This window comes from Maribacter sp. MMG018 (assembly GCF_018100785.1).
In the GTDB taxonomy this organism is placed as follows: Bacteria; Bacteroidota; Bacteroidia; order Flavobacteriales; family Flavobacteriaceae; genus Maribacter.
Genome location: NZ_JAGJEC010000001.1, coordinates 1402693 through 1418553, shown reverse-complemented (window position 1 = coordinate 1418553; position 15861 = coordinate 1402693). Strand labels below are relative to the sequence as shown.

The 15861-nt window shown below is 40.1% G+C and carries 10 protein-coding genes; 2 read left to right on the top strand and 8 right to left on the bottom strand.

The window, feature by feature from the left end:
• Positions 1-3 precede the first annotated feature (3 nt).
• From nrfD to J8L85_RS06035, 3 genes are read right to left on the bottom strand one after another with little or no spacing between them, the layout of a single operon-like run.
• The gene (gene nrfD / locus J8L85_RS06045; RefSeq protein ID WP_211015534.1) at positions 4-1743 is read right to left on the bottom strand and encodes an NrfD/PsrC family molybdoenzyme membrane anchor subunit; all 1740 of its coding nucleotides are present in this window, start codon (positions 1741-1743) and stop codon (positions 4-6) included.
• Between the two features lie 31 nt (positions 1744-1774).
• On the bottom strand, positions 1775-4888 hold the full coding sequence (locus J8L85_RS06040) for a TAT-variant-translocated molybdopterin oxidoreductase (RefSeq protein WP_211015531.1): 3114 nt from the start codon (positions 4886-4888) through the stop codon (positions 1775-1777).
• Positions 4889-4920: 32 nt separating this feature from the next.
• Complete coding sequence (locus J8L85_RS06035) at positions 4921-6285, bottom strand: c-type cytochrome (protein WP_211015529.1); 1365 nt, start codon at positions 6283-6285, stop codon at positions 4921-4923.
• A 233-nt stretch (positions 6286-6518) separates the two neighbouring features.
• On the opposite strand from J8L85_RS06035, the gene J8L85_RS06030 reads away from it, so the two are divergent.
• Positions 6519-6890 (top strand): SPOR domain-containing protein, encoded by a 372-nt coding sequence (locus J8L85_RS06030; RefSeq protein ID WP_211015527.1) that lies wholly within the window; start codon positions 6519-6521, stop codon positions 6888-6890.
• A 36-nt stretch (positions 6891-6926) separates the two neighbouring features.
• Here J8L85_RS06030 and infB read toward each other — a convergent pair whose 3' ends face one another.
• The 4 genes from infB to J8L85_RS06010 all read right to left on the bottom strand — a co-directional run bounded on the left by infB (position 6927) and on the right by J8L85_RS06010 (position 13962).
• Positions 6927-9674 (bottom strand): translation initiation factor IF-2, encoded by a 2748-nt coding sequence (gene infB, locus J8L85_RS06025; RefSeq protein ID WP_211015525.1) that lies wholly within the window; start codon positions 9672-9674, stop codon positions 6927-6929.
• 42 nt (positions 9675-9716) lie between these two features.
• The gene (nusA, locus tag J8L85_RS06020; protein ID WP_211015524.1) at positions 9717-10949 is read right to left on the bottom strand and encodes a transcription termination factor NusA; all 1233 of its coding nucleotides are present in this window, start codon (positions 10947-10949) and stop codon (positions 9717-9719) included.
• A 12-nt stretch (positions 10950-10961) separates the two neighbouring features.
• The gene (gene rimP / locus J8L85_RS06015; RefSeq protein WP_211015522.1) at positions 10962-11423 is read right to left on the bottom strand and encodes a ribosome assembly cofactor RimP; all 462 of its coding nucleotides are present in this window, start codon (positions 11421-11423) and stop codon (positions 10962-10964) included.
• A 112-nt stretch (positions 11424-11535) separates the two neighbouring features.
• On the bottom strand, positions 11536-13962 hold the full coding sequence (locus J8L85_RS06010; protein WP_211015519.1) for a TonB-dependent receptor plug domain-containing protein: 2427 nt from the start codon (positions 13960-13962) through the stop codon (positions 11536-11538).
• A 121-nt stretch (positions 13963-14083) separates the two neighbouring features.
• Between J8L85_RS06010 and J8L85_RS06005 the strand changes: the two genes are divergently transcribed.
• Positions 14084-15421 carry a cation:proton antiporter gene (locus J8L85_RS06005; RefSeq protein ID WP_348771729.1) on the top strand — a complete coding sequence of 446 codons (1338 nt, stop codon included), beginning with the start codon at positions 14084-14086 and terminating at the stop codon, positions 15419-15421.
• A gap of 11 nt (positions 15422-15432) precedes the next feature.
• Here the strand turns inward: J8L85_RS06005 and J8L85_RS06000 are convergent, their stop codons facing one another.
• Positions 15433-15774 carry a hypothetical protein gene (locus J8L85_RS06000; RefSeq protein ID WP_211015517.1) on the bottom strand — a complete coding sequence of 114 codons (342 nt, stop codon included), beginning with the start codon at positions 15772-15774 and terminating at the stop codon, positions 15433-15435.
• Positions 15775-15861: the final 87 nt, after the last annotated feature.

Genomic DNA, 15861 nt, shown 5'->3' with positions numbered 1-15861 from the left:
AATCTACTTTTTGTTGTTTAATACTTTTGCTTGACCAGCCCAATCATCTCGTTGTGCCCTTCCAGGAAAAGAACCTGTAATTGAGTCCAATAAATCATATTCCTTTTTCGTCATTCTAGCTACTTGGGCAAAAGTGTAAATACCTATTTCATTTAAGGTAGCCTCCATTTGCGGACCTATACCCTTAACTTGTTTTAAGTCGTCGGGGCTTTCCTTTGCCGCATCAAAAGTACCAATAGAACTTAACAGCTCGTCTACACCGGCACCATCCTTAATCGGTTTCACTTCCTCTACAACAGCGTTATCGGAAACCTCTTCTTTAACCACCGGTCTTTCAGATGAAATCTGATATAAAGGCTGACCGGCATCCCTAAGTTTTTTATAACGCTCACCAGAGGATTTCAATATAGACTTAACCTCTGCCTGAGCAATTACTGGGAATGTTCTTGAGTACAACAAGAAGAGAACAAAGAAGAACCCTATGGTACCTATAAATATTCCTATATCAACAAATGTTGGCGAGAACATTGTCCATGAAGATGGCAAATAATCTCTGTGCAACGATGTAACTATGATCACAAAACGCTCAAACCACATACCTATGTTCACTACAATAGAAATAAAGAAAGAGAACATAATACTGGTACGTAATTTCTTGAACCACATAAACTGTGGAGAGAACACATTACAGGTCATCATTGACCAGTAAGCCCACCAATAAGGCCCTGTTGCCCTGTTCAAGAAAGCATATTGTTCGTACTCTACACCAGAGTACCATGCCATAAACAACTCTGTAATATACGCACAGCCCACGATAGAACCTGTAAGCATAATTACGATGTTCATCAACTCTATATGCTGAACTGTGATATAAGCTTCCAAGTTACATACCTTCCTCATTATGATCAACAGCGTGTTCACCATGGCAAACCCAGAGAAAATCGCCCCTGCCACAAAATAAGGTGGAAATATTGTTGTATGCCATCCTGGTATTACCGATGTGGCAAAGTCAAAAGATACGATCGTGTGTACTGAAAGTACCAATGGTGTTGCCAAACCGGCCAATACCAATGACACCTCTTCAAATCGTTGCCAATCTTTGGCACGACCACTCCATCCGAAGCTTAATAGACTATAAATTTTCTTTTGAAAAGGAAGAACCGCCCTATCACGAATCATGGCAAAATCAGGCAACAATCCTGTCCACCAGAAAACCAATGATACCGATAAATAAGTAGATATCGCGAATACATCCCAAAGTAGCGGTGAGTTAAAGTTTACCCACAAAGAACCAAATTGGTTAGGTATAGGCAATACCCAATAGGCCAACCAAGGTCTCCCCATGTGTATGATAGGGAACAATCCCGCTTGCACAACCGAGAAGATTGTCATTGCTTCTGCGGAACGGTTGATAGCCATTCTCCATTTTTGACGGAATAGTAATAGAACGGCAGAAATAAGTGTTCCTGCGTGTCCAATACCAACCCACCATACAAAGTTGGTAATATCCCAAGCCCAGTTAACAGACTTGTTCAATCCCCATGTTCCGATACCGGTAGAAACCGTATAAATTATACAACCTAATCCCCAAAGAAATGCCACTAGGGCAATAGAGAAAACAATCCACCAATGCTTATTGGCCCTTCCTTCCACAGGAGCGGCAATATCAACTGTTACATCGTGGTAACCTTTGTCTCCAACAACTAGGGGTTTTCGTATAGGTGCTTCGTAATGCGACGCCATAGACTTCTGTTATAATTACTTTCTTGTATTGTTATGCTTCGTTGGTATTCCTAACCTTTACATGGTAGAATACATTTGGTTGAGTACCTATATGCTCCAACAAGTGGTACATACGGTCACTTTCTTTTAATTCTGAAACTTTACTCTTCTCATCGTTCACATCACCAAAAACCATGGCACCTGAACTACATGCAGAAGAACAAGCTGTCTGGAACTCTCCATCTTCGATAACCCTTCCATCTCTCTTAGCGTCAAGAATTGTTTTTTGCGTCTTCTGAATACACATAGAACATTTTTCTATCACACCTCTTGATCGGACATTAACGTCTGGGTTTAATACCATTTTGCCCAAATCATTGTTCATATGGAAATCAAACTCATCGTTGTTGTTATATAAGAACCAGTTAAATCTTCTTACTTTATAAGGACAGTTGTTAGCACAATATCTTGTACCCACACATCTGTTGTAAGCCATTTGGTTTTGCCCTTGCCTACCATGGGATGTTGCCGCAACCGGACAAACAGTCTCACATGGAGCATGGTTACAGTGCTGGCACATTACAGGTTGAAAAGCTACTTGAGGATTATCGGCGGGATGTTCCATTTCTCCAAAACCTCCCAAAGAACCTTTTTCACCCCAAAGGCCGTCAAACTCATCTTTTTTGATATTATCCCCTTCAAAAGTATCTTCCGAAGAGTAATACCTATCGATACGCAACCAGTGCATATCCCTAGATTTTCTAACTTCCGCCTTACCTACTACAGGAACGTTATTTTCCGCATGACACGCTATAACACATGCCCCACAACCAGTACAGGCGTTTAAATCGATAGAGAGATTAAAGTGATGACCTATAGAGCGATCAAAACTATCCCAAAGGTCCACAGAAGTTACAGGAACTTCCTGATGGTTCAGCGAAACCTGAGGAACATGGTTCCATTCCGCATGATCTTTGGTATTGAATATCTCTAATGTTGTTTCTTTGATAATATCGCCTCTACCCATTAACGTCTTGTGCAACTGCACACAGGCGAACTCATGGTTACCGGCGGCCTTTTCTATACTAACGGTCTGATTGGCGTTAAAATCCTTATATAAAACAAATGCGTTAACACCTGTTTGCATGGCTTCTTTCATCCCCACCTTCTTTCCATAACCAAAAGAAAGCCCAATAGAACCTTTTGCCTGACCTGGCTGAACAACAACCGGCACTTTTTCTATAGTAACTCCATCAACGGTAACATTGACATAATTACCATCCATACCACCATTTGCAACGTTCACGTTCTTAACACCCAATGCCTCTGCATCAGCTCTAGAAACGGTGACATAATTATCCCAAGAAACCCTTGTAATAGGATCAGGAAACTCTTGTAACCATGGGTTGCTAGCTTGTTGCCCGTCACCCATTCCAACTTTAGAATACAGGGTAAGTTCCATTCCACCAGCAGTAACATTGGCAAGGTTACGAACAGCCGAAGCTATCGATACACTTACCGTATCTTCACCAGATTCACCTTCATCGACCTTAACACCAGCAATTTCTTCTTCACCAGAATTATTTACAACGAACACACCATCCTGCAACGCTTGGTTCCAACTTGCACCGTTCAAGATACCACTGGCCCAAGTCTCTCTAACATAATCATAGTAAGAACTCTCACTACCCATCCAGTCAAGAACTGCATCTTGAAACTGTTTGGTATCAAACAATTCTTTTATCGTAGGCTGCATTAAACTATAATGCCCTTTCTTAAACTCTACATCACCCCAAGACTCTAAATAATGATTAGCCGCAGCTACATACTGCACCGCTTCCGCAGTTTCGTTCCAATTGGTCGTAAAAGCAACCGACAAATCAACTTTACCAAGCCCTTCTTTAAAATCGGAAGCATTAGGTAATGAATACAAAGGATTAACACCATCCATTATCAAAGCACCGACCCTTCCAGAATTCATATCCGAGATCAACGCCTTTAACGCCTTAACATTCCCTTGTCTAATATATCGAGGAGAAGCAACATCAAATGCCTTACTTCCCAACATTTTATTAATAGCCAAAACCACCATTTGAGCATCCACATCATCAATTCCGGTAACCACAACGGCATTTGAACCGGCTTTTTTGATTTCAGCGGCTACCTTATCCACGATAGCATCATACTCAGAAGTGTTACCCCCTACAGAGGTACCGTTCAATTTTCCGTATAATTTTGCCAACACAACTTTTTGGGCACTGGGCGTCAACGGAAATCTTTTATCGGCATTAGCTCCGGTCAAAGACATATTGGCCTCCAACTGAACATGCCTAGACATTTTACCGTTCTTAGGCACCCTTCCTTTCGCATAACCACTGTCATAACCACCACCTTGCCAATCTGACAAGAAATCAGCACCGAAAGAAACGATCAAATCGGCTTTTTCAAAATCATAATCCGCCAAGGCACGCTCACCATACATTTTCTCAAAAGCTGTTAAAGCAGCATCTTCAGAAATAGCATCGTAAACAACATGCTCAACATTTTCGTTGGCTTCCTTAAGCTCAGAAATCAATCTATTGGTAGAAGGACTCGCATACGTCTGGGTCAACAAAACAATCTTTTTTGAAGAACCGGCCAAACTTCCCATTTTAGCCTTCACCGCAGCATTAAGGGCATCCCACTCAACAGGCTCACCATTTGCCATCGGCCCTTGCAACCTTGTACTGTCGTACAAAGACAACACAGAAGCCTGAACCCTTGCATTTGCACTACCCCCAACCTTGGCCAAGTTATTATTCTCAACCTTGATAGGACGACCCTCACGGGTTTTTATAAGAATACTGGCAAAGTCAAAGCCATTTGCTATAGATGTAGCATAGTAATTAGCCACACCAGGTACAATGTTTTCTGGCTGAACCACATAAGGAATAGACTTTACAACAGGTCCTTCACAGGCCGCCAAAGAAGCCGCCGCCGTACTAAAACCAACATATTTAAGAAAATCCCTTCTATTGGTATTTGTCGAGGACAAGGTTTCCTTGTCACCCAAAAAATCATCCACGGGAATCTCCTCTACAAATTCGTTTTGTTTTAGCGCCTCAACAATGGAATCGTTAGGATTTAACTCCGCCTCGCTTTTCCAATATTTCTTGTTTGATGCCATACGTATTATCTGTAATTAGCTTCTTATTATTATTAATAGTGACACTTTCCACATTCCAGTCCACCCATTTGAGCGGCCGTCAAATTCTCCACACCATATTTTTTGGAAAGCTCTGCATGGATTTTTTCATAATACTCGTTACCCTCTACCTTAACATTGGTCTCACGGTGACAATTTACACACCACCCCATTGTTAAAGGAGAATACTGATACATAACTTCCATCTCCTCTACAGGCCCATGACAAGTCTGACATTCGACACCTGCAACAGAAACATGTTGAGAGTGATTAAAGTAAGCAAAGTCAGGAAGATTATGAACCCTTACCCACTCTACAGGCTGAGTCTCGCCAGTATACTTCTGGTTTTCCTCGTCCCAACCAACTGCTTTATATAATTTCTTTATTTCGTTCGTGTAAAACTCGTTGGTGTACCCATTGGCCAAATCTTCTTTAGAAGGACCTTCTGGATTACCTTTATACTCATAAATAGATTTATGACAGTTCATACACACATTCAATGATGGAATACCCGAAGTTTTGGATACCCTTGCAGAAGAGTGACAGTATTTACATTCAATTTTATTATCACCCGCATGAATTTTATGCGAATAATGTATAGGCTGTATTGGAGCATACCCTTGATCAACACCCACCTGCATCATCCAACCATAGGCAAAATATGCACTTCCGAGCAACAAGAAAATAACCGTCACCAAAACCAAGAACTGATTTTGGGCAAAAGCCTTCCAAACAGGAACTCTTTTCTCGGCATTCTCTTTCTCGATAGATATACCGTTAGCCTCTGCAATGCGACGAAGTGTACTGTTCACCAAGAACAACATCACCACCAACAAGGCAAAGATCAAAACCAACGCACCTAAGATAACCTCATTGGATATACCCGAAGAACCTCCCGAAGAAGCATCGCCTGCCGAAGCATCGGTTGCCGCAGCAGCTGCAGGTGCCGGAGGCGGTGCAGCGGTGTACGCCAAGATATTATCGATGTCAGCATTCGTCAAGGTCGGAAACGGAGTCATTGCCGCTTGGTTATACTCTGCATATATTTTATTAGCATAAGCATCACCCGACTTGATTACACCAGGACTGTTTTTAATCCATGCATACAACCACTCCCTATCAAGACCCTCGTCTTCAGCCAAACGACTTTCAACATTTGCCAAGGCAGGACCGGTCATCTTACGATCCAACGAGTGACACGCAGCACAATTCTGATTAAACAACGCTTTACCTGCCGCGGCATCACCTCCCGAAGCAGCACCATCACCAGATTCCGCAACAGCATCTTGAGCCATAAGCGAAACTGAGAAGAGTAGCATTAAAACTAAACTAAAAACAAAGACTTTAGAAAACTGATTGCGGTATAGAACCTTTTTCATATAATAGAATATTTCAATCGGAATCTTGGCATGATTTTGGCCTGTAAACAAACAGAAAACAACAACAATGCCTTAAATCGATGCCAAAAATACGACATAGACTTTATTTGAAAAAACGTTAATGTATTTATAACTTATAATTTATATCTGTTCTAAATAAGTTAAATCTGTAATCGTTTATACCTTAAAAAATTACATTTGCAGAACATGAATATTCACCTTATTATTTTCAAATGAAAAAAATAATTTATACCCTATTTATTATATATAGCACCAATTCGTTAGTTGCTCAAGAAGGAAAAATCACTATTTCACAAGACCAGCAAATAACTCAACTACTGGACCTGTACAAAAAAGCCTTGAACAAAACCGAATATTATAGAATACAAGTAGGCTTTGTTAGCGACGACAGAAAAGCTCGTGAAATAAAAAACAATGTAGAAATAGATTTTCCGGAACTTCCTTCCAGAATAGATTTTGACTCCCCCACATACAGAATACGGGTCGGGCGTTTTAAATCTAAACTAGAGGCCGAACGGAAATTTAACGAAGTTCGAAAGAAGTATCCGAACGCAATGCTTTTAAAACCAAAAAAATCGACCTGATCAGGTCGATTTTTTTTTCTTATAACGTTTAACTGTTTATTTAAGTTTCTTCTTAACAGCTACCTCCTGGAAGGCCTCTACAATGTCATTCACATGAATATCATTATAGTTCTTAATCTGAAGACCACAATCGTATCCTTTTGACACCTCTTTCACATCATCCTTAAACCTCTTCAAAGAAGCTAACTCACCGGTATATATAACCACACCATCCCTAATTAAACGAATATTGGAGTTCCTATAAATTTTACCACTGGTTACCATACAACCGGCAATCGTTCCTATTTTAGAAATCTTGAACGTTTCCCTAATCTCAGCAGTACCGGTAATCTCCTCTTTCATTTCTGGAGAAAGCATACCTTCCATTGCATCCTTAAGATCATTGATGGCATCATAGATGATAGAATACATTCTAATATCTATCTCCTCATTCTCCGCCATAGCCTTGGCATTACCCATTGGCCTGACATTAAATCCGATTATAACCGCATCAGACGCTGAAGCAAGCAATACATCCGACTCTGTAATAGGCCCTACAGCCTTATAGATAATATTCACTTGTATTTCATCGGTTGAAAGTTTCTGGAAAGAATCGGTCAACGCCTCTACAGATCCATCCACATCACCTTTCAATACAATATTCAGTTCTTTGAACTCTCCTAATGCTATACGCCTACCTATTTCATCCAAGGTAATATGACGTTGCGTTCTTACAGACTGCTCTCGTTGCAGTTGAGCTCTTCTTGCCGCAATTTGCTTCGCCTCTCTCTCATCCTCTAAAACATGAAACTTATCACCGGCTTGCGGAGCACCATCCAACCCTAAAATGGATATCGGCTGAGAAGGCCCCACCTTATCAACATTATTGCCTCTCTCATCATGCATCGCCTTTACCTTACCACTAGTGGTACCTGCAAGCACATAATCACCGATCGACAATGTACCGGCCTGAACAAGAATTGTGGAAACATATCCTTTTCCTTTATCCAAGAATGCCTCTACAACAGTACCCGTGGCCAATTTATTTGGATTCGCTTTCAGCTCAAGCAATTCCGCTTCTAAAAGTACTTTTTCCAACAACTCTTTCACCCCTTCACCTGTCTTTGCAGAAATATCATGAGACTGTATCTTACCTCCCCAATCTTCTACAAGCAAATTCATCTGGGCCAGCCCCTCTTTGATCTTATCAGGGTTTGCAGTTGGCCTATCTATCTTGTTTATCGCAAAAACTATCGGTACTCCAGCTGCCTGGGCATGACTAATCGCCTCTTTGGTCTGAGGCATAATATCATCATCCGCAGCAATTACGATTATCGCAATATCAGTAACCTGGGCCCCCCTTGCACGCATGGCGGTAAATGCCTCGTGACCCGGAGTATCTAAAAACGATATTTTCTGACCATTATCCAAAGTAACGGCATAAGCCCCAATATGCTGGGTAATACCACCGCTTTCACCAGCAATTACATTTTCTTGCCTGATATAATCCAGCAACGAAGTTTTACCATGATCAACATGCCCCATTACGGTAACGATCGGTGCTCTTGGCTCTAAATCTTCAGGAGCATCTTCTTGCTCAACTATACTTTCTTCAATATCTGCGGTAACAAACTCTACCTCATATCCAAATTCATCAGCAACTATAGATAATGTCTCGGCATCCAACCTTTGGTTCATGGTCACCATTATACCCAAAGACATACAGGCAGATATAATCTCTGTAGTGGAAACCTCCATCATCGTTGCCACCTCACTGGCAGTAACAAACTCTGTAACCTTAAGTATTTTACTCTCTAGCTGTTGTTGCTCTAGATCCTTCTCGGTTTGCTGACGGTGTTGATCCCTTTTGTCTCTTCTATACTTGGCACCTTTTCCTTTTTTGGATTTACCTTGTAATTTCTCTAAGGTTTCCCTTACCTGCTTTTGAACATCTTCTTCGGTAGGCTCTACCTTAGGAGCGGCAAAACGCCTGTTTCCTTTACGGTCAGATGAATTACCCCCTCTAGAATTTTGACCATGACCAGAGGTATTCTTGCTAACGATACGTTTTCTACGCTTTTTACGATCTGTACTCTCTGCAGGTTTTTTATCCTCTTTCTTTTTCTTAGGTTTCTGAAATTTAGAAAGATCTATCTTATCTCCGGTAATTTTAGGACCAGTCAACTTTTTATACTTGGTCTCTATGGTCGCCGGCTCTTCAGGTTTTTCCTCTTTTACTTCAACGGGTTTTTCTTCTTTGACAGGTTTCTCCTCTTCTTTCGCCTTAACAGGTTCCTTTTCTACAGGCTTCTTCTCTTCCTTGACCGGCACATCAACCTTAGGTGGCTCAACCACTTCTTTTTTCTCCTCTACTACCTCTGGCTTCTTCTCCTCTACTACCTCTTTTTTGGGAGCAGGATCTGCTTTTTTCTTAGGGTTCAGGTCTATTTTACCGACAGTTTTCGGCCCCGCCAATTCAACCTTACCCACAAACTTGGTTTCCTCTATTGCAGCATTTCTTTTCTCACGCGCAATACGACGCTCCTCTTGCTCTCGCTCCAGTTGAACCCTTATGGCTTCCTTCTCCTTACGTTTTTCCTCACCGACTTCCTTAGACGCAACTTTCTTACTCTTATCTGTCTGAAACTCATCTAGCAAAACCTGATAAACCTCATCAGAAATTTTTGTGGTCGGCCTTGCCTCCACATTATGCCCCTTACTATTAAGGTAGTCTACCGCCCTATCCAAGGAAATATTAAGCTCACGAAGAACTTTATTAAGTCTTATTTTTGCATTATCTGCCATAAATACTGATTCCCGTTCTATTATTTAAGTGCTAATATATAGCTAATCTTCTAATTCTTCTTTTAGGATACGTACAACTTCTAAAATTGTTTCTTCTTCCAAATCTGTACGTTTCACTAGATCGTTTACATCTTGCTCCAATACACTTCTGGCCGTATCCATACCTATCTTCTTAAATTCTTCGATGATCCATCCGTCTATTTCATCGGAAAATTCAGTCAACTCCACATCTTCCTCTACCCCCTCACGGAACACATCTATCTCATAACCAGTTAATTGACCAGCAAGACGAATATTATGTCCTCCACGACCAATAGCTTTCGAAACCTCTTCTGGTTTCAGATATACCTGGGCGGTCATTTTCTCATCGTTCAACTTTACGGAAGAAACTCTCGCCGGACTTAAAGCCCTGGTCACTAACAATTGAGGATTCGAGGTCCAGTTAATAACATCTATATTCTCATTGCCCAACTCTCTTACGATACCATGAATACGAGACCCTTTCATACCAACACAAGCACCTACCGGATCAATTCTATCATCATAGGAATCAACGGCAACCTTCGCTTTTTCCCCAGGTATTCTCACTGCTTTTTTGATAGTGATCAAACCATCGAAAACCTCTGGAATTTCCTGGAAGAACAACTGCTCTAAAAACTTAGGGGAACTTCTTGACATGATAATCGTTGGTTTTGCACCTTTCAACTCCACACTTTCTATAATACCCCTGACATTATCACCCTTTCTAAAGAAATCGGATGGTATCTGTCTATCTTTTGGAAGTATGATCTCATTGCCCTCATCATCCAACAAAATAACCGCCTTATGACGAATATGATGTACTTCAGCAGTATAAATCTCTCCTTCCAAGTCTTTAAATTGCTTGTAAATAGTGGTATTGTCGTGTTCGTGTATTTTCGAAATCAAGTTTTGACGAAGTGCCAAAATTGCCCTTCTACCCAAATCTACCAGCTTAACCTCTTCGGAAACATCTTCACCTACTTCAAAATCCGGTTCTATTTTACGGGCCTCTGACAAAGAAATTTCTTCGTTGGGCTCTTCGACCTCTCCATCTTCCACCACCACTCGATTACGCCAAATCTCCAAATCGCCTTTGTCCGGGTTGATAATAATATCAAAATTATCGTCGGACCCGAACTTCTTTTTCAAAGCATTTCTGAAAACATCCTCCAAAATTGCCATAAGCGTTACTCGGTCAATGAATTTATCATCTTTAAATTCCGAGAAAGATTCTATTAACGCAATATTTTCCATCTATACCTACTATTAAAATTTTAATACAACTTTTGCTTTTTTTATATCAGAAAAATTAATTTCCTTTCTTTTCTGCACCGTCACCTTTCCTTTGCCAACAGGCTTGGGTTCTCGTGCTTTCCACTCCAATGCTATCCAGTCTTCATTTACTTCAACCAGCCCACCTTCATAAGACTTGTCTGCGGTTTCAACCGCCAATTTTCTACCAATATTTTTTTTGTATTGTCTTGGTAGCACCAAAGGCTCCGTAGCACCAGCAGAGGCCACCTCAAGGGAAAAATCTTGCTCTTCCCTATCTAAATTATGCTCAATGGCCCTACTAATCTTAATACAATCACTTACGGTAACACCATTGTCACCATCTATGATCACCTTGATCTTATTATCTGTAGAAACAGTAAAATCTATTAAAAAAAGAGTCTTATCCTCGGCCAATCCTATTTCCAGAAGCTCTCTAACCTTATCCTTTAGCATAAAAACGAAGTAATAAAAGAGGGGACAAATTGTCCCCTCATGAATACTTTCTATCCTTTCAGTGATGCAAATATATCTTTTTTAAGATTAATCTCCTAATTTCCAAAGACAATCATTCAATAATCTCAATGGTTTTTTCAACATGTATCGGGTCGCCATTTTTATCTAAACCTTTTAACACCACCGAGTAAGTTCCGACAGCTTGTTCGGTATCCACCCTAACTATAGAATCCTCATCAAGAGCGATAGCAGGATTCCAATACAACAACGACCTATTGCTATCACCCTCTTCACTTAAGCTTGATTTCACATAATCTTCAAACGAACGAGCTCTAGAAAAACCCGGAATAGTAGCGTTGACCCAATTTACAGGACCATTGGAACCAACCTTGGACATATTTCCTCTTTTTGTATAAAAAGCAACCACACCGTTACCTCCTCTAGCCCCGAAAGCCGCAGCACCAGCTCCCTTGATAACGTCCACGAACATAACCTCATCGGCCATCATCTGTTTTACAACTTCATCAGAAGTAGGAGCTCCATTTACAAGAAAAAGAGGACCAATCGACTCATTAATACTACCTACACCTCTAATCAATACTCTTTGGTTTGGATAAGCACCATTGACAACCACTCCCGGAGTCTGCACCAACAAATCCATCGCACTTATAGCCCCAGACCTGAATTTTGAAGAATCGGCCACTATGCGCTTGCTGTAAGAATAATACGGCGTCAACTTATCCAATTCTTTGTTCAATACTTCCATATCGGACGCAAATTCCGATTGTACAACTACCTCGTCCAAAAGGGTTACTTCTCCACTTAGACCAGAAAGCTCATTTTTAGAAAGTTGTTTGCCACCTAAAGAAGAAACAGCATTGACATTTCTCTTATTAGTTACAGCCCCTGATTGCTCAAATTTGGGCCATTTGTCAAAAACATCAATATCAACATCTTCAGAAAGTTGTCTTGCCCCAGTTTTCTTCACATGAACCAAAACATCCAAAGAGTCGTAGAATTCATAAGGACCGAATTCAAAACCACCCTTATCGTTTGTTTTTGTCGCTTCTTGAAAAGGCCGCCCTCCGCCAACGGTCATCAAAACACTTGTTTCCGATGCCTTACCTTTATTTTCAGGATCGACAGTACCAGAAACCATAATACCCAATTCTGGTTTATGAACAACTTCATCTAATTCAAAATGATTTATTTTTTCCCAATTCACCACATGAACACTGTCCAAAATCATCATTGCATCCAGCATTTCTTTTCTTCTAACGGAATTCTCATCCTTTAACCCCAAAGGCATTGCAGAACCCACAAAAGCATCACCTTCTAATAGAAAATCTTTTTGCCCATCAACACCAATGGTTCTTTCCTTAGACACCACAGACATCGAAACATCGCCCATTATATTTTTCCCATTCTTGATTTTCAACACAATGGTCTCTCCTTTTTTATACACATCTTTATCAGCCTGCAACCCAACGAAAGACGCTACATCATCACCCAACCTCAATGATCTTTGACATTTTGCATTACCCGCTTGATCAAAAAGAGAAAAAGAGACCACACCATCGCCAAGCTCAGCCTTATTGATTCTTATAAATTTAGAAACCTCTTTTTCTTTGGCATCCAAGTTATAAACTGCCAGAGGCGTTTCTCCAGAATGAGCCAAAAGAACACAACCATTTAAACCGTCTTCATTTGTATTGGCCATACTTACAACTATATAATCTGGTCTTTCTTTTAAATTCAGAGAATACCCTTTCTTCTCCACATCGGGTAATTCTTTTTCAAAAACCTTACTACCCGAGTCAATTTTAAGCCTATACTTACGATCAGCCTGTGGCGTAAAATATGCCTTTCCATACCCAGGCGAAACAAATTCGAAACTGGTCACAACATTATTCCTATCATCAACAATCTCCCCAACACGACCAATCATTTCCCCCTGCCCATTAACAGCCTTAACACCAAGGGTAGCCATAACACCATCGACATAAGAACCTCCTTCTTGTGCAATTTGAATATCCGGAGAAACATTCACACCTCTTTCAATCTCGTTTCTTAAGCTTGATTGTCCAGAATTTTCAACCAGAATAGACTTCACGTGTGCCCTAGGCTCATCATTGTTCAACATCAATTTTGTAAAAGCCCTGATATAATATTTTCCAGAATCCCAATTATTCTTTATGGACAAATCACCAAAGGCACCATAATCGGACACACTCAATTTCCTCTTCTCTACCACATCACCTTTTTCATCCAAAACCTCTACATAAACGACACCACTATAAGGCTTCAACACATTATTAAGACCGTTTGTCAAATAAACCCGAAACCAAATAGTTTCCCCTTTCTCATAATAATCCTTATCGGTATGAATTACAGTACGTTCATTCGCCAAAAGACCATAATACTTAAGCTTCTGCATTAATTGATCGATCTTCTGAGGATCAGGAGATGTTGAGGGATAAGGAGCAAAGCCTATCAAAAGAAAACTAACAATAAAAACGGGGAGTATAACTTTTCTCATAAAAATAAATTTAAATAACGTAATCTTTTTCCTTCAAAAAGGTAGCAAAAATTATACCATTTTCAAAAAAAATTAAAAAAACAAAAATTAAAACCACCCTTCTTTTTTTACCTTTAGCAACTTGGAACTTAAATTTATGGAAGCACTTACCACGTACGATTTTATCATCACCGCCTCAATAATCGTTATCATTTCCTTTTGGTTCAATGTCATCAGCAAAAGAACCAACATACCCTCTGTACTTATGCTTATAGTCTTAGGTATCTTTCTGAACCTGACCCTTAGTTATTTCTTCGGAAGTGTACCTGATTTTCTTGAAAGCCTAAAAATACTCGGAACGGTAGGGTTGATCATGATCGTTCTCGAAGCGGCATTGGAATTGGAACTTAAGAAAGACAAAATAGTACCTATATTAAAATCTATGTCCATTGCGCTTATCGGGTTACTGGCATCCGCCTATACGGCCGCCTTTATTCTTCAGCTGTTTATTGCTGAAATGAGCATGCAATCGGCATTGATCTACGCCACACCACTATCCATACTGTCGAGCGCCATAATTATACCGAGCGTCGGGGGTTTGTCCGAAAAAAAGAAAGAGTTCCACATATACGAAAGCACCTTCTCCGATATAATGGGCATAATGATGTTCTATTTCCTTATCGAAGGACTGAATCCGAGCGAAGATGCAGGTGCCGTTGGCTTCATCGGAAACATAGCCCTGACCATAGCAATCGCCATTGTAGCGAGTTATGCCATAATTTTAATATTTCAAAAAATAAAGAGCCAAGCCAAATTATTTTTACTAATAGCGGTATTGCTATTATTGTATGCCATTGGAAAAAAATTACATTTATCGTCGCTCATAATCATCCTCGTCTTTGGACTTATTGTTAAAAATGCCCATTTGTTTTTCCCTGGCAAGGCAAAAGTTTTTCTAGATACCGATAAAATAAAACAGATCTACCACGAACTCCATATAATAACTTTGGAGACGGCTTTTGTAATACGCACATTTTTCTTCGTCATATTCGGCATCACCATTGTACTTAGCTCATTGTTAAGTTTTAAAGTTACCCTAATAAGCCTTCTTATCATTGTATCTATATACCTGATTCGTTTTTTAATATTAAGAGTGTTGATCGGCAGAGATATTTTCCCCCAGTTATTTATTGCCCCAAGAGGACTCATCACCATTTTACTATTTTACGCAATACCTAAAGAAGCACAGGTAGCGGAATTTGAATCGGGCATACTATTATTCGTAATTATAGCGACCAGTTTAATTATGACTTGGGCCATGATAAAGGATAAACGTAAAATAGGTTCTTTATTGGATGAAATAGACGAACAATATGAAGAAAGAAACACCGCCGAAGACATCCTAAAGGAAAAAATAAATTCGAACGGCATCGAATCAACGGAAGATAAGATCCCGGACAACGAGGATACTATTCCATAAAGAACGACATACTAGCGTTCACTTAAAATTTCATCGCTAAAAAAGCCAGCTTTGTTAACACCGCCTTCTTTCTGCGTTATAGAGTTAATACTGTCAACCTCTTTTCTAAACCTTAAGATCATCAAGGTATCCAATTGGTCCTGAATACTGTCCCTCATCACCCTCCAGTTACCGGAATTCATCTGCTTATTGTATTCAGTAATCTTTTCGAACCTGGAAAGGTTATACCTATTCGCTTTCCAAGCATGTTGTGTGCTTTTTTGATGTTGTAGATCTTGAAGATAAAATCCAACTCCAAAACCTAGCAGCACAACCACCAAGATTATCTTTAATTTTTTTTCGGTTAACTTCATATTAAATTAGTTTATAGAGTGGGGGCAAAACTAACAGAGACCCGAATGAACCAAGTACTATTTTCACTAAATCCTTAACTCATTCGA